General features: G+C 63.7%; 11 protein-coding genes and 1 pseudogene. 8 read left to right on the top strand and 4 right to left on the bottom strand.

Annotated elements, in window-relative coordinates:
* Positions 1–14 precede the first annotated feature (14 nt).
* The 4 genes from hexR to zwf form a co-directional block, all read right to left on the bottom strand.
* Entirely contained in the window at positions 15–866 is an 852-nt protein-coding gene (gene hexR, locus ACG97_RS03080; RefSeq protein WP_047965864.1) for a transcriptional regulator HexR, read from the bottom strand.
* The gene (locus tag ACG97_RS03075) at positions 859–1,845 is read right to left on the bottom strand and encodes a glucokinase (protein ID WP_047965863.1); all 987 of its coding nucleotides are present in this window, start codon (positions 1,843–1,845) and stop codon (positions 859–861) included. Before ACG97_RS03075 ends, hexR begins: the two co-directional genes overlap by 8 nt.
* Complete coding sequence (pgl, locus tag ACG97_RS03070; protein WP_047965862.1) at positions 1,826–2,503, bottom strand: 6-phosphogluconolactonase; 678 nt, start codon at positions 2,501–2,503, stop codon at positions 1,826–1,828. Before pgl ends, ACG97_RS03075 begins: the two co-directional genes overlap by 20 nt.
* 168 nt (positions 2,504–2,671) lie before the next feature.
* The gene (gene zwf / locus ACG97_RS03065) at positions 2,672–4,144 is read right to left on the bottom strand and encodes a glucose-6-phosphate dehydrogenase (RefSeq protein ID WP_047965861.1); all 1,473 of its coding nucleotides are present in this window, start codon (positions 4,142–4,144) and stop codon (positions 2,672–2,674) included.
* A gap of 253 nt (positions 4,145–4,397) precedes the next feature.
* Between zwf and edd the strand changes: the two genes are divergently transcribed.
* The 8 genes and pseudogenes from edd (at position 4,398) to ACG97_RS03025 (ending at position 15,654) form a co-directional block, all read left to right on the top strand.
* Positions 4,398–6,236: a phosphogluconate dehydratase gene (gene edd / locus ACG97_RS03060; protein WP_047965860.1), complete on the top strand. Its 1,839-nt coding sequence runs from the start codon at positions 4,398–4,400 to the stop codon at positions 6,234–6,236.
* A 131-nt stretch (positions 6,237–6,367) separates the two neighbouring features.
* A complete protein-coding gene (locus tag ACG97_RS03055; protein ID WP_047965859.1) occupies positions 6,368–6,994 on the top strand; it encodes a bifunctional 4-hydroxy-2-oxoglutarate aldolase/2-dehydro-3-deoxy-phosphogluconate aldolase in 627 nt (208 codons plus the stop codon).
* Positions 6,995–7,314: 320 nt separating this feature from the next.
* A pseudogene (locus ACG97_RS03050) lies at positions 7,315–10,169 on the top strand (type VI secretion system Vgr family protein).
* Positions 10,166–11,203 carry a LysM peptidoglycan-binding domain-containing protein gene (locus ACG97_RS03045; RefSeq protein WP_047965858.1) on the top strand — a complete coding sequence of 346 codons (1,038 nt, stop codon included), beginning with the start codon at positions 10,166–10,168 and terminating at the stop codon, positions 11,201–11,203. The pseudogene ACG97_RS03050 and the gene ACG97_RS03045 overlap by 4 nt, the downstream one beginning before the upstream one ends.
* On the top strand, positions 11,149–12,204 hold the full coding sequence (locus ACG97_RS17120; protein WP_162198995.1) for a M23 family metallopeptidase: 1,056 nt from the start codon (positions 11,149–11,151) through the stop codon (positions 12,202–12,204). The genes ACG97_RS03045 and ACG97_RS17120 overlap by 55 nt, the downstream gene beginning before the upstream one ends.
* 6 nt (positions 12,205–12,210) lie before the next feature.
* Positions 12,211–12,966, top strand: coding sequence for a hypothetical protein (locus ACG97_RS17480; RefSeq protein ID WP_156167900.1), 756 nt, complete (start codon positions 12,211–12,213; stop codon positions 12,964–12,966).
* Positions 12,967–13,535: 569 nt separating this feature from the next.
* Complete coding sequence (locus ACG97_RS03030; protein WP_047965855.1) at positions 13,536–14,219, top strand: response regulator transcription factor; 684 nt, start codon at positions 13,536–13,538, stop codon at positions 14,217–14,219.
* Between the two features lie 10 nt (positions 14,220–14,229).
* On the top strand, positions 14,230–15,654 hold the full coding sequence (locus tag ACG97_RS03025; protein ID WP_047965854.1) for a sensor histidine kinase: 1,425 nt from the start codon (positions 14,230–14,232) through the stop codon (positions 15,652–15,654).
* The last annotated feature ends 54 nt before the right edge of the window (positions 15,655–15,708 follow it).

The following is a 15,708-nucleotide window of genomic DNA, read 5'->3' as shown; positions in this document are numbered from 1 at the left end:
AACCTTGGGGCGGCTCATTCGTCGTCGTGTTCACTGCGCAGCCGTTTTTGCCGCAGGCTGCGTTTGGCTTTTTCCAGTTGCGTCACCAGCCCGGGGCCGCGCTTGAGCGCGACGCCGACCGTCAGAATGTCAATGATCACCAGGTGCAGGATGCGCGACAGCATCGGGCTGTAGGTTTCGCTGTCTTCCGGCGCATCCACCGCCAGCGTCACCGTGGCGCGTTCGGCCAGCGGCGTGTCCGGCACGGTGATGGCGATGACCTTGGCGCCCCCCTCCAGCGCCACGTCCACCGCGTCCATCAGCTCGCGCGAGCGGCCGGAGCTGGAGATGGTGACCAGCACGTCGTCCGGGGTCAGTACCGAGGCGGCCATGATCTGGATGTGGCTGTCGGCGTAGGCGACGGTGGGGATGCCGAAGCGGAAGAACTTGTGCTGCGCGTCGGCGGCGATGATGCCGGAGTTGCCCAGACCATAGAACTCGATGCGGCGGGCGTGGGCCAGCAGCTCCACCGCCTCGTCCACCGCCTGCGGGTTGACCTCGTTGCGGCACTTCAACAGCGCGGTGACGGTGTTGTCGAACACCTTGGCGGTGATCTCCGACACCGGGTCTTCCGGGCGCACGCTGGAGTGCACGTAGGGCACGCCGCCGACCAGGGTGCCGGCCAGCTTGAGCTTGAAGTCGGACAGGCCGGAGAAGCCCATGCTGCGGCAGAAGCGGATCACCGTCGGCTGGCTGACGCCGGCGCTGGCGGCGATGTCCGACACCGCCGACTGCATCACGGTATACGGCTGCGCCAGCACCTGTTCGGCGACGCGACGTTCGGCACCGGACAGGGTATCCAGCTCGGCACGGATTTTCTCAAGCATCACGTTCTCCCAGATGTTCGCGCAGCGCGGCCTGCACCCCGGTCAGCGCCGGGTAGGCGCTGTGGATCACGTACACCGGCAACGCGCGGGTGTAGTCGCGGAAGCGGCCCTTGGCCTCGAAGCGGGCGCGGAACGGCGACTGCGCGAACAGCTCGCCAAAGCGCGGCACGATGCCGCCGCCGATGTAGACGCCGCCGACCGCGCCCAGCGTCACCGCCAGGTTGGCCGCGGCGTTGCCGAGCATGCCGCAGAACAGCGCCAGTGTCTGCGCGCAGCGCGGGCAGCTGCCGGACAGGCCGCGCTCGCTGATCGCCGCCGCCGGCAGCTGGCCGGCGGCTTCGCCATCGGCCTCCGCCAGCGCATCAAAGATCAGCTCCAGGCCGGGGCCGGACAGGAAGCGCTCGGCGGACACGTGCTCGCCGAAACGGCGCTGCGCGTAGCGCCACAGCGCCACTTCTTCCTCGTTGCCGGGGGCGAAGGCGACGTGGCCGCCCTCGCCGGCGATCGCCACCCAGCCACCGCCGTGCGGCAGCAGGCCGGAGACGCCAAGGCCGGTGCCGGCGCCGATCAGCGCCTTGGCGCCGTGGCGCGGCTCGCCGCCGCCGACCTGCACCAGCTCGTCGGCGGGCAGGAAGGGCAGCGACATCGCCAGCGCGGTGAAATCATTGAGCAGCAGCAGCGTGGCAAAGCCCAGCTCGCGGCGGGTGGCCTCGATCGAGAACGCCCAGTGGTGGTTGGTCATCTGCACGTAGTCGCCGGTAACCGGATTGGCGATGCCGATGGCGGCGTGGTGCACGGCGCGGGTGGCGGCACGTTCCAGATAGCTGCGGATGGCGTCGACCAGCGTCGGGTAGTCCTTGCACGGCAACACGTCGATGTCTTCCAGCACCCCGGGTGCGGTTTCCAGCGCGAAGCGGGCATTGGTGCCGCCGATGTCGGCCAAGAGACGCGGGAAAGGATTAGGCTGCCCAGTAGACATGAAGCGGGTTCTCCGTTTGTTGCAGTAGATGGCTGACCGGCTGCGCCGCGCTCAGCGTGCGGCTGGCCTGTTCCAGCACCCGCCGCTTGTTGTCGCCGGCAATCGCCAGATACAGCTTGCCGCTGCGCAGGATCTCGGCCAGCGTCATGCTGATGCGGGTGTGCGGCGCCACCGGCGGCACCACCGCCAGCAGCGCGGCCGGGTTGGCCGGATCGAGGCCGGCGGCGAGGTTGGCGGCATCGGGGAACAGCGACGCGGTATGGCCGTCGTCGCCCATGCCCAGCACCACCACGTCCGGGGTCTGCCACTGCGCCGCGGCCTGCGCCAGTTCGGCGTCAACGTTGGCCGCCGTGCTCACCAGCGGCCGGAACGTCGCGTCGGCGGCGCCGCCCTGCAGCAGGTGATCGCGCACCAGTGCGGCGTTGCTGTCGGCGTGACCGGGTGCGACCACGCGCTCGTCGACCAGGGTGACGCAGACGCGCGACCAGTCCAGTACCTCGGCGGACAGCGCCTGCAGGAACGGCACCGGCGAGCGGCCGCCGGACACCGCCAGCACCGCGTGACCGCGGCGGCCAATGACGGCGGCGAGGTCGGCGGCGACGCGGCGGGCGAGCACCTCGGCCGCCGCCGCTTGCGATTCGAAAGCGTGGAACATCATCTCTGTGTCTCCGTTGCCTGCGCGCGGCTGTGTTGCCGCACGTCTTGTTATCTATGAAAGCGGATGCCGGCACGGCTGACGCGTCAGCCGCGCTGGCCCGGCCGCCGGAGGAAACCCTGCCGCGACCGGTGCTGGCGGCCAAGCCTGCGGCCGGCCGCTAGCCTGGGTTCAACACTCTTCGTGCCAGCTGATGCCGTCGCGGCTCAGCAGCGCGCTGGAGGCGGCCGGGCCCCAGCTGCCGGCGGTGTACTGCTTCGGCGGCGTGGTGCTGCGCGCCCAGTTATCCATGATCGGTTCCACCCAGCGCCACGCTTCCACCAGCTCGTCGCGGCGCATGAACAGCGCCAGCTTGCCGCGGATCACGTCCAGCAGCAGGCGCTCGTAGGCGTCGGCGCGGCGCACCTTGAACGACTCGTGGAAATCCAGGTTGAGGTGTACCGGCTGCAGGCGCTGGGTGTCGCCCGGCTCCTTGGCCAGGAAGTACAGGCGGATGCTTTCTTCCGGCTGCAGGCGGATCACCAGCCGGTTGGCGGTGTTCAGCCCCAGCGGGCTGGGGAACAGCTGGTGCGGCACGTCGCGGAAATTGATCACGATCTCGGCCACCCGTTCCTGCATCCGCTTGCCGGTGCGCAGGAAGAAGGGCACGCCGGCCCAGCGCCAGTTGTCGATCTCGGCCTTGATGGCGACGAAGGTCTCGGTGTGGCTGGCGGCGGGGATGCCCTGCTCCTGCAGGTAGCCGACCACCGGCTGGCCGCCGACGGCGCCGGCCTTGTACTGCGCGCGCACCGTCTTGTTGGCGACGTCCTGTTCGCTGAACGGACGCAGCGCCTTCAGCACCTTCAGCTTCTCGTCGCGCACCGCGTCGGCGCCGAGGTTGGCCGGCGGCTCCATCGCCACGATGCACAACAGCTGCAGCAGGTGGTTCTGCACCATGTCGCGCAGCGCGCCGGTGTTGTCGTAGAAGTCGCCGCGGGTGCCGACGCCGAGGTCTTCGGCGATGGTGATCTGCACGTCGTGAATCCACTCGCGGCGCCACAGCGGCTCGAACAGCGCGTTGGCGAAGCGGATCGACAGCAGGTTCTGTACCGATTCCTTGCCCAGGTAGTGGTCGATACGGTACAGCTGCTCTTCCCTGAAGTGGCGCGCCACCGCTTCGTTGATCTCGTGCGACGACTCCAGGTCGTGGCCGAGCGGCTTCTCCAGTACCACGCGCACGCGGTCGTGGTTGAGGCCGACGGCGGCGAGATTGTCGCAGATGCCCTCGAACAGGTCCGGCGCAGTGGCGAGGTAGCACACCGTCACCCGCTCGCCGCCCTGCTGCAGCGCCGCGGCCAGGCGCGGATAGTGCTCCGGCGTGGCGGCGTCGACCGTCAGGTAGTCCACCCGTGCGAGGAAGCCGCGCCAGGCGGCATCGGAGAAGCCCTCCTTGATGTGGACGCGCGCGCTCTTTTCCACCATCGCCAGATAGTCGTCGCGGCTCATGTCGCGGCGGCCCAGCGCCAGCAGGCGGCCCTCATCGTGCAGCAGGCCGGCGGCGTGCGCCTGGTACAGCGACGGCAGTAGTTTGCGCATCACCAGATCGCCGGTACCCCCGAACAGCACCATGTCGAATGCCGGGGTGTGCAGGTTTGTGTTCTCCATCCTGATTGTTCTCTCGCACAGTGGGTTGTGATGTAGTTATATTACCAAACGATGGCGACTTGTCTACGTGAAAACGCAGCCTACCAAATCGACACACCCCACTGTTGCCGATCACCAACAACCCATCAAAAATCTGATTTATATGGCCATAAAGGCATCAAAGCCGCCGGATTCCGCTTTTTTATCACGTAATGCCTTGCCAACACACTGTAGTAAAACTACCATTCAGACACACCAATCAGGGCCTACACCAATGAGTCTGCATCCCGTTCTTGCTGCCGTTACCCAGCGCATCATCGAGCGTAGCCGCGCCACCCGCGCCACTTATCTGGCCCAGGCCCACGCCGCCGTGCGCCAGGGCAAGGTCGAGCGCGCCCACCTGTCCTGTACCAACCAGGCGCACGCCTTTGCCGCGATGCCGGACGGGATCAAGATTCACCTGAAAGAGTCGGTGCGCCCTAACCTCGCCATCGTCACCTCCTATAACGACATGCTGTCGGCGCACCAGCCGCTGGAAACCTTCCCGGCGCTGCTGAAGGATGAGGCGCTGAAAGCCGGTGCCACCGCGCAGGTGGCCGGCGGCGTGCCGGCGATGTGCGACGGCGTGACGCAGGGCTTCGAGGGCATGGAGCTGTCGCTGTTCTCGCGCGACGTGATCGCGATGAGCACCGCCATCGCGCTGTCCCACCAGATGTTCGACGCCGCGCTGTACCTAGGCGTCTGCGACAAGATCGTGCCCGGCCTGTTGATCGGCGCGCTGTCCTTCGGCCACCTGCCGGCGCTGTTCGTGCCGGCCGGCCCGATGACCACCGGCATCTCCAACGACGACAAGGCCAAGGTGCGCCAGCTGTTTGCCGAGGGCAAGGTTGGCCGCGACGCGCTGCTGGAGTCGGAATCGGCGTCCTACCACGGCCCCGGCACCTGCACCTTCTACGGCACCGCCAACTCCAACCAGATGCTGATGGAGATCATGGGCCTGCACCTGCCGGGCGCCGCCTTCGTCAACCCGAATACCCCGCTGCGCGAGGCGCTGACCCGCCACGCCGCCCGTGTCGCCGCCGAGATCAGCGCGCAGGGCAGTCGCTTCACCCCGATTTGCGACGTCATCGACGAGAAAGCCATCGTCAACGGCATCGTCGGCCTGCTCGCCACCGGCGGCTCCACCAATCACACCCTGCACATCAATGCCATCGCCCGTGCCGCCGGCATCGACATCAACTGGGACGATTTCGACGAGCTGTCCGCGGTGGTGCCGCTGATCGTGCGCGCCTACCCCAACGGCAAGGCAGATGTGAACCACTTCCATGCCGCCGGCGGCATGGGCTTCGTGATCCGCGAGCTGCTGGATGCCGGCCTGCTGCACGACGACGTGACCACCGTGATGGGCAAGGGACTGCGCGCGCACACCAGCGAAGCGTGGCTTAACGACGGCAAGCTGGCCTGGCGCGCGGCGCCGGCGACCAGCGGCGACGACGGCGTGCTGCGCACCGCGGCCAAGCCTTTCTCGCACGACGGCGGGCTGAAGGTGCTGACCGGCAATATCGGCCGTGCGGTGATCAAGGTCTCCGCGGTGAAAGCCGAGCACCGCGTGGTGGAAGCACCGGCCGTGGTGTTCCACGACCAGAACGAACTGCTGGCGGCGTTCAAGCGCGGCGAGCTGGAAAAGGACTTTGTCGCGGTGATCCGCTTCCAGGGTCCGCGCGCCAACGGTATGCCGGAGCTGCACAAGCTGACGCCGCCGCTGGGCGTGCTGCAGGAACGCGGCTTCAAGGTGGCGCTGGTCACCGACGGCCGCATGTCCGGCGCCTCCGGCAAGGTGCCGGCCGCCATCCACGTGTCGCCGGAAGCGCTGCTCGGCGGCGACATCGGCAAGGTGCAGAACGGCGACCTGGTGCGGCTGGATGCCAACAGCGGCGAGCTGAGCATCCTGGTGGATGCCGCCGAGTGGGCGGCACGCGAACGCGCTGCGGCCAACCTTGACGCGCACCAGCACGGCGTCGGCCGCGACCTGTTCGCCGGCATGCGCCAGCAGGCCACCACCGCAGAGGAAGGCGCGATGACCTTCGCCCATCCGCTGTGGAGCAAGCCGTAAACGTATTTTTCGCCACGGAAAACACGGAAGCCGCGCCCGGACAACACCGGCAGCAGCGGGCAGCGCGCCAGCGGCGCCGATACTTTCCGTGTGCTTCTGTGGTTTCTGTGGCAATCGAAAAGGATAGATAGATGGACGCACTGACTCTGCTACGCCAAGGCCCGGTGATGCCGGTGATCGTGGTCAACGACGCCGCGGTCGCGGTCGATCTCGCCCGCGCACTGGTCGCCGGCGGCATCCGCACCCTGGAAATCACGCTGCGCACCAAGGCGGCACTGGCGGCGATGCGCCGCATCCGCGACGAAGTACCGGACGCCATCGTCGGCGCCGGCACCGTGCGCACCCGCGCCCACCTGGAAGCCGCGCTCGACGCCGGCGCCCAGTTCGGCATCAGCCCCGGCCTGACGCCGGAGCTGGCCGCCGCCGCGCGCGCCGCCAACGTGCCGTTCATCCCCGGCGTGGCCACCCCGTCCGAGGCGATGCACGCGCAGGACGAAGGCTTCAACATCCTCAAGCTGTTCCCGGCCGAGGCGGTCGGCGGCATCAAGCTGCTGAAGGCGCTGGCCGGCCCGCTGCCAGAACTGCGCTTCTGCCCCACCGGCGGCATCGACATCAACAGCGCGCCGAACTACCTGGCGCTGCCCAACGTACTGTGCGTCGGCGGCAGCTGGCTGACCCCGGACGACGCCATCGCCGCCCAGGACTGGGCGCGCATCACCGCACTGGCGCAACAGGCCAGCGCGCTGGCGGTGCGCTAAGCCGCAGACCGACGCTCCCGTTTTTCACAAGGGCTTGCCGACTCTCCCCGGCAAGCCCTTTTTTTATACCCGTGAAATGAATCGCGCCCCTTATCCCGCGCGGCAGCATGGACACAATGCCGCCAGCCATTTTGCCGATGGCTGGCGGCATAGATGAACACGGACCACGGTCAGACTGCCATGCTCGGGCTGGTCACCCATCGACCATTAACGACAAACGTATAACTCTTTGGCATAATTCGACGCTTTGCCTCGCTCCGGAGCCGCTGCCATGACCCTCCCCGACCTGCTCGGCCTCCGCCTTCAACCAGGACCAGCGCCTGCTCAGCCTGCAACTGGGTGACGGCAGCCGCTGGGGCGAGGCGCTGTTGCCGCTGAGCTTGTCCGGTGACGAGGCGCTGGCCGGCGACTACCGCTTCCGCGTCGAGTCCTGGCGCCGGACGACGGCATCGAATTGAAGTCGCTGCTCGGCCTGCCGGTACGGCTCGGCATTGCCGGCGCCGACGGCCGCGAATCGCTGCGCTGCGGCGTGGTCAGCGCCGCCGAGACACTGGGCAGCGATGGCGGCTTTGCCAAGTATGCGCTGACCGTGGAGCCGCCGTTCGCGCTGCTGCGCCTGCGCCAGACCTCGCTCGTGTTCCAGGATCTGAGCGTCGACGCCATCGTGCGACAGATCTTTGCCGAGCACGCCGCCGCCAACCCGCTATTCGCCGTGGTGCAGGGGCTGGACTTCATGCTTGCCGGCCCGCTACCCAACCGCAGCTACTGCCTGCAGTATCGCGAATCCGACCACGACTTCATCTGCCGCCTGCTGCGCGAGGAAGGCTTGAGCTGGCGCTACGAGCACCTGGACGGTGATACGCCGCAGGTGCGGCTGCTGGCCTTCGACGACCCGTACAGCCTGCCGGCGGCCAACGTTGGCCGCGTGCGTTTCCACCGCAGCGATGCGACCGAAGAAGAGGATGGCCTCACCCGCTGGGACGGCGCACGCCAGATCGTGCCCGGCAGCGTGGCGCTGGCGACTTACGACTACCAGCCGGTGGCCACCGGCCACAGCGGCGACGAATCGGCGCTGGATCAGGGCCTGGATGGCGCCCGTTTGCAATCCAGCCTGCAGCACTACGATGCCCCCGGCGCCTACTACGCCAGCGACGCCGAGCAGCTCAGCCACTACGCGCGGCTGCGGCAGCAGGCGCTGGACGCGCAGGCCAAGACCTTCAGCGGCGGCGGCGTGGTGCGCGGCCTCACCGCCGGGCAGTGGTTCCGCCTCGACGCGCATCCGGCGCATCAGTGGGACGCGCCCGAGCAGCGCGAATTCGTGGTTACCCGCCAGCGGCTTGCCGTGCGCAACAACCTGCCGGCCGAGCTGGCCCGCAGCCTGCCGGCGGCCTTGCGGCCAACGTTGGCCGCAGAAGATGACGCGCCGTTCCGCAGCGCCTTCGACGCCCAGCGCCGCGGCCTGCCGCTCACCCCGGTCTACGCCGCCACCACCCACGCCAAGCCCACCGCGCGCGGTGCGCAGACCGCCACCGTGGTCGGCCCACGAGGCCGCGAGGCCGGATCAGATAAGTCCGAAGAAGTCCACACCGACGCCCACGGCCGCATCAAGGTGCAGTTCCACTGGCAGCGGCCGGACGAACACCCGGACAGCGGCGCCAACCTCGACGAGCGCTCCAGCTGCTGGCTGCGCGTCGCCATGCCCAGCGCCGGTGCCGGCTGGGGCCACCAGTTCATCCCGCGCCTCGGCCAGGAAGTGCTGGTCGACTTCATCGAAGGCGACATCGACCGCCCGGTGATTACCGGCGTGCTGTACAACGGCAGCCACCCGCCGCCAACCTTCAGCGGCACCGGCAGCCTGCCGGGCAACCACACCCTGTCCGGCATCAAGAACAAGGAACACCACGGCGGCCAGTACAACGAACTGCTGTTCGATGACAGCCCGGGCGAAGTGCGGGCCAAGCTCAGCAGCGAGCACGGCAACACCCAGCTCAACCAGGGCTACCTCACCCAACCGCGGCAGGACGGCAAGGCCAGTCCGCGCGGCGAGGGTTTCGAACTCAGGACTGACCGCCACGGCGTCATTCGCGCCGGCCACGGTCTGCTGCTGAGCACCGAAGCGCAAGCCGCGGCCGGTGGCAAACAACTGGCGCGCGATGGCGCCCAAAACCAGCTCGACGCCGCCCTGGCGCTCGCCCAAAGCCTGGCCGACACCGCCAGCGCGCAACTGGCCGACACACAGGAAACCGGGCCAACCGAAATCCAGCCGGACAACGCCAAAGGCACCAACAAAACCGACGGCCACCTGCAGCACCACGTGCAGGCGCTGAAAGCCTGGGAGGCCGGCAGCAATACCGACAAGGAATCCAAGACCGCAAAGGAACAGGCCAGCCAGCAGCCACTGATGATCCTCAGCGCCCCGGCAGGGTTGGCCGCCAGCACCGACAACTCGTTAACGTTGGCCGCAGGCAGCAACATCGACCAGGTGGCCCTGCGCGACCTCAACCAGACCTCGGGCAGGAGGTGGCTGCACAACGTCGGCCAGCACATCAGCCTGTTCGTGGCCGGGGTGAAGGACCGGGTCTCGCTGAAACTGATCGCCGCCAAGGGCAAGGTGCAGGTTCAGGCGCAGAGCGGGGCAATGGAGCTGACGGCGGATAGGGATGTAGCAGTGACCTCGTGCAAGGACAAGATCCACATCGCCGCCGCCAAGGAAATCCTGCTTAACGTCGGCAGTGGCGCCTACATCCGCATGACCGGCGGCAATATCGAGGTGCACTGTCCCGGCACGGTGAGTGTGAAGGGGGCGGAACATGTGATGAGTGGTGGCGACAGCCTGTTTGCCACATTCCCAGAGTTCTCATCGATAGGGCCACAAGCTAGAAGTGTGATGCTGATGTCTCTGGATGGAGAAACACCGCAGAAAGCAACTGCCCATATGGTGGACTCGGATGAAAAACACGTACTGCTGAAACAGGATATTTCCAGCATTGCTGTCAGCAAGCTTGTCGAATCAGAAACCCATCAACAGTACGACGCCATTCTGGGGCAGGAAGAAGCCTGGACAGCTTTATATGCTTCGGAAGAAGAAAGCAACAACGATGACGGAGATGACCACCCTGGCATTAGTGATGAAGATGACAGGCACGCCACAGAGTTAGACGGGAGTGAGTCGTGAAAACCTATACAGTTAAGGCTGGAGACAGCTTATGGAAAATTTGCCATCGGCTGGGTCTGGACATTGAGCAGATTGCCCAGCTGAACCACTTTACCAAACATAGCCGTCACCACCTGACAATTGGCCAGAAACTTCTTATTGAAGGTGAAGACACTGCCGGTGATGCAGACAGCAAATTGACACTGCAGCTACTTGATCTGGCGAGCCAGCCGATCAAGCACCCGGTGTTAAAAGTGAAGCACGATGGCAAGGAACAGGAAGTCAAAGGAAACAGAGAGGGCCTAGTCGCGGGACTGAACATTACGGACATCAGCAAGGGCATTGAGATATTTTTCAAGGATATTTCTGGCCAATTTGTTTCCATCTACAAAGATGAACTAGTGCCACTAGGGGAACAGTTCATGATCCTACAAGCACGAACCATCAAAATAAAAGGCAACCTGACAGCAAGAGAAGGGGCGCAGCAGCAAAGCCGGGCAAGTATCAAGGGAGAGATTCGACAAAAGAACCCTCCCCAGCCCCAGAAGCGGTCGAAAGGGAAAGACAAGCTTCCTCCTGCCATGCCGAAGGTTGATACAGAGCCTTATCAGAAAAAGGTTCGACTGGAGGACGGCAAACCCGTACAGGTTATCGCGCCAATATTCACCAGTGAAAACCTGCTGTTGGCGCCGGTAAACGAGAAATACCGGAAGTGTATTATTGAAACGGCTAAGAAATATGGCCTGTCCCCTCAAGCACTGGCAGCCTTCATGCAGGTGGAAGCCGCGAAAAACCGCAAAGGAGAGTGGCTGGAAAACGGCAAGGCAGATAGCAGCTCCGCAGTGGGATTGATGCAATGCCTGCCCGCCATGTGGAAAGACGTGTCTTGCGACAAGCAATCAAAACTGTACGAATGTATTCAAAAAACCAAACCGGCCCCAGGTTGGGATACCGTACTGGATTGGCGAACCAATGCAGAACTCTCCATTGATGCCGCAGCTTGTTACATCCAGATCAACCTGCGCACCTTGAAAAAAAATATGGATTGCCGGTAGACAGTCTGAATGATGTAGAGAAAGTTAAGCTGGCGTATTTAGCGCATCACGAAGGAGCTTCAGGGGCAAATTCAGTTATTAAAAATCTGATCGAAGAAAAAAAATCAGGTGCAATTTTTTCGATACAGCTAGGTAAAAAAAATGGCCAAGTGTTAGCTAACACATACTCAAAAAAATTTGGGGATAAGTACCAACCCGCGTATCGCTACTGGCTAGCCTACGACTTGGTCGATGCGCGGCTTCGTCCTGACCATTTCATGGTTGACCCCAGTAGTTACCAGACCGCACGGATGGCCGATGTTTTTACCAAGTTGGGTGGCCCTGCAGTACAAATGCCTCAAGAAAAGTCTGCTCCGGCAAAAAAGCAGCCATCGCTCCCTAAACCTCCTCAACCTACTCAACAACCTGGCACACCGCCGACTCCACAACCAGCAAGCACTGTCGAACAGTGGGTCGATCCCTTGCCACACTGCACCATCCGTACTGCGCGCTTGGCAAGCAAACGTTCCGCCACATTTGGCATGCTTCGGAAAGATAAAGATGAAAAACCGCGTGCGCACCAAGGCATCGATCTGCAAGCAAACGTTGGGACGCCACTGCGAGCAGTAGCCAACGCACGAGTAGCCATAATAGTGGATCAGGATAAAAAGCCAGGTAAAAACTATGGAAAATGTGTGGTACTGGAGGTTGATTTGAATGATTTGCCAGCGGAAAAGCGTGATTACTGTAAAAGCAAAGTTGGCTCTCAAGAAACGGTATATTTTTTCTATGCACACATGGAAGCCATCTCGATAGAAAAACCAAATAATAACAAACAAATATTTGTCAAGGCTGGCGACATAATCGGCACAAGCGGTTGTAGTGGAAATGCAGTGGGCATGACCACTATCACAACGGGAGGGCATCTGCACTTTGAAGCCAGAAAAGAACCTGGACCTGGTCTTGGTCTAGCTGGCCGTTTCGACCCTCTACCCCTTATTGACAACTGCAAAAATCGTTAGGCACCTATGAAAAATGCAATTTACTTAGCAACATTAGTATTATTTTTTTCTCGCTCTGCATTAGCTGAAACTGAAGAAACACGTTACTATCGTCTAGAGTGCGAAAAAATCCAGGAACCACAAACATGTAGAGCATACGAATATATAAAGGACAATGAAAAAAAATCAGACAATGAGCGCAGCAGGATATTTTCGCTTGATGGTCACTATCCAGTCCTGATTGACTCGAAAGAAAATATAACAGGAAGGCTAGTTTCAACCAAGAGAAGATACACGGCAGAAGAGAGAAAATACACCAATCTCGGCAATAAAGAATATTCAGAAGACGGCGAACTACAGATCAACGAAAATGGCAAGTTATACCGGTTTGATGTTAGCGGAATACCAAAAAACAAAGACAATAATTTCATGGAAATTTTATTCAGCAATAAAGATTATATCTACATGAAATACACCACAGAAAACATTCCTAACAAATACGACCAAACCAGCATTCACTATAGCTTTTATGTTTTTGATAAAAAATACAAAACACTTATTGAGCTATTCTACTTCAGAGGAAATTACCCTGAAAATGGAAATTCCAAAGCTCCTACACTGACCAAAAAAGGTGCTGACTACTCATTCAAGTGGAGTGGACAACTCGATCGCAGCAGAAAAAAAATATACTATACCTTCGCTGTTCTACCCAATGAGAAAATGAACTGCAAAGTAGCATGGGATGATTGCGAAGGAATAAACATTATTCCTAGAAAGCAATAAAAAACAAATCCGCCTTCACTGCCTTCACAGTAAAGGCGGAATTCACACCACCACTGGGCTTTGCCGTCAGGTAAAATGACAACATCAGCAAGGCCCCTCCCAAGTACCAAAGACACGCGACAGCGCGCAGTACCAGTTCGACGCAGCCCAGCCCCTCCCCCAATCCTTGGCTGACCGCCAAGAAACCGGCCTGCGGCAATCCAGCCTGACAATGGCAAAGGCGCGAGATAAGTCGATAGCCACCTGCAGCACCACGTCGCCTCATTGCAGGCCTGGGAAGTCGGCAGCAACACCGACCAAGGCAAGCAAGGCTGACCGATGTCACCAAGGCCTGTGCGCCGTGGATCCTGGTGATGATCGGCTACCTGATGCTGATCACTTACGTGCCGGCCATCACCCTGTGGCTGCCGCGCACACTAGGCATGATGTAAGCCACCAGCCTGCTACCCAGCCCCAGCCGGGCAGCCATTCCCAAGGTTGGCCGCAGCTGCGGCCAACCTTTCCCCTCGCCAAAGCCGGCGCGAGCTTCTAACATCACGGCTTGTCTCAGCCCGCAGCCGGACCCCGCCATGAAACTGTTCCTAGCCGAAGACGACGCCGTCCTCGCCGATGCCCTGCTCACCCGCCTGGGCCAGCTCGGCTTCAGCGTCAGCCACGCCGCCGACGGCCTCGCCGCGCAGCAGCAATTGCTGGCCGAGCCGTTCGACGCGGTGATCCTCGATATCGGCCTGCCCGGCCAGAGCGGCCTGCAGGTGCTGCGCAACGTGCGCGTGCACAAGCCGGCGCTGCCCATCCTGCTGCTGACCGCGCTGGACAGCATGGAAGATCGCGTCGCCGGGCTGGACGCCGGCGCCGACGACTACCTGGTCAAGCCCTTCGAATTCCCGGAGCTGGAGGCGCGCATCCGTGCGCTGCTGCGCCGCCACCGCGTCGCCGACAACGTGCGCGACGAGCTGCACTTCGGCCGCCTGCGGCTGGACCGCGGCGGGCAGCGCGCGTGGGCCGACCAGCAGGCGCTGGAATTGTCGGCGCGCGAGCTGCAGCTGCTCGACATCCTGATGGCCCACGCCGACCGCGTGGTGACCAAGGAGCAGATCGCCGGCGAGCTGTCCGGCGACGGTGAGGAGGTCGGCGCCAACGCGGTGGAGGTGTACGTGCACCGCCTGCGCAAGAAGCTGGACGGCAGTGGCGTCGGCATCCGCGCGGTGCGCGGACTGGGCTACCTGCTGGCCCGGCTTGACGGCGGCGCGTAAGGTTGGCCGCATGAAGCCGCCGCCCGCCGCCCGCCCCCGCCAGCTGTCGCTGCGCCGCCAGCTGCTGCTGTGGCTGCTGCTGCCGCAGCTGGTGCTGTGGCTGGGCGCCGCTTTCCTCGCGCACAGCATGGCGATGAGCTACGCCGGCGAGGTGATCGACCGCTCGCTGGCCAAGTCCTCGCGCGCGCTGGCGCGGCAGGTGAAACCGTTCGGCAACGGCTTCTACATCGACTTCCCGCAGGCGGCGCGCGAGATCCTGGAGCAGGACCCGGACGACCGCATCTACTACATGGTCAGCTCGCCGCCGGAGGCCTTCCTGCTCGGCGAGCCGGCGATGCCGCGGCCGCCGGCCGGCCTGCAGCGCAAGCCGGGGGAAACCTTCTTCTACGATGGCCGCATCAAGCGGCTGGCGGTGCGCGTCGCCGCGCTGTACCTGCCGGCCGGCACCCCGGAGCGGCCGGAGCTGATGCTGGTGCAGGTGGCGAAAAGCCGGGCGCTGAACGCCGAGCTGGCGCGCAAGATCCTGCGCGACATGGGCCTGCCACTGCTGGCGGTGATGCTGCTGACCAGCGTACTGGTGTGGGCCGGCATCAGCCGTGGCCTGTCGCCGCTGCGCCACCTGCGCCGCAGCGTGGAAAACCGCTCGCCGCGCGACCTGGCGCCGATCGAGATCGACAACGCGCCGTCCGAGGTACGCGCACTGGCGCGCGCCATCAACGAGCTGCTGCACGAGGTCGACGGCCAGGTGGCGCAGCAGCGCCGCTTCATCGCCGACGCCGCCCACCAGCTGCGCACGCCGCTGGCGGGGCTGAAGTCGCAGAGCGAGCTGGTGCGCGGCGAGCTGGCCGCCACGCCGCCGGACGTCGCCAGCGCCAGCCGCCAGCTGCAGCAGGTGGAAACCAGCGTCGCGCGCTCCATCCGCCTGATCAACCAGCTGTTGGCGCTGGCGCGTGCCGAGCCGGAAGCCGGGCTGCAACTGGCGGCGCTGGATCTGCGCCAGCTCGCGCGCGAGGTCACCAGCGAGGCGGTGCCGCAGGCGCTGGCGCGCGACATCGACCTCGGGCTGGAGGCGGAAGACGAGGCGCTGCCGGTCGCCGGCCACGGCGGCCTGCTGCGCGAGCTACTGGCCAACCTGATCGACAATGCCATCCAGTACACGCCGCCCGGCGGCGAGGTCACCGTCAGGCTGCGGCGCGCTGCCGGCACGGTGACGCTGCAGGTGTGCGACAACGGCCCCGGCATTCCCGAGAGCGAGCGCGAGCAGGTGTTCGCCCGCTTCTACCGCGGCCGTGCCGAAGGCACGGGCAAGGGCTGCGGCCTTGGCCTCGCCATCGTGCAGGAGATCGCGCGCCGCCATCACACCCGCATCGAGCTGTCCGACAACCCGCCGCACGGCCTGGTCGCCAGCGTCGATTTCACGTTGTTGCCGCACTAAAACGGCACCGCCAATTGGCCGCGTGTGTAGTTGACACACTACAGCACCGTTTTT

The sequence above is a fragment of the Vogesella sp. EB genome, assembly GCF_001037925.1.
Classification (GTDB): domain Bacteria; phylum Pseudomonadota; class Gammaproteobacteria; order Burkholderiales; family Chromobacteriaceae; genus Vogesella; species Vogesella indigofera.
This window is presented reverse-complemented; position numbering and strand designations above follow the sequence as displayed.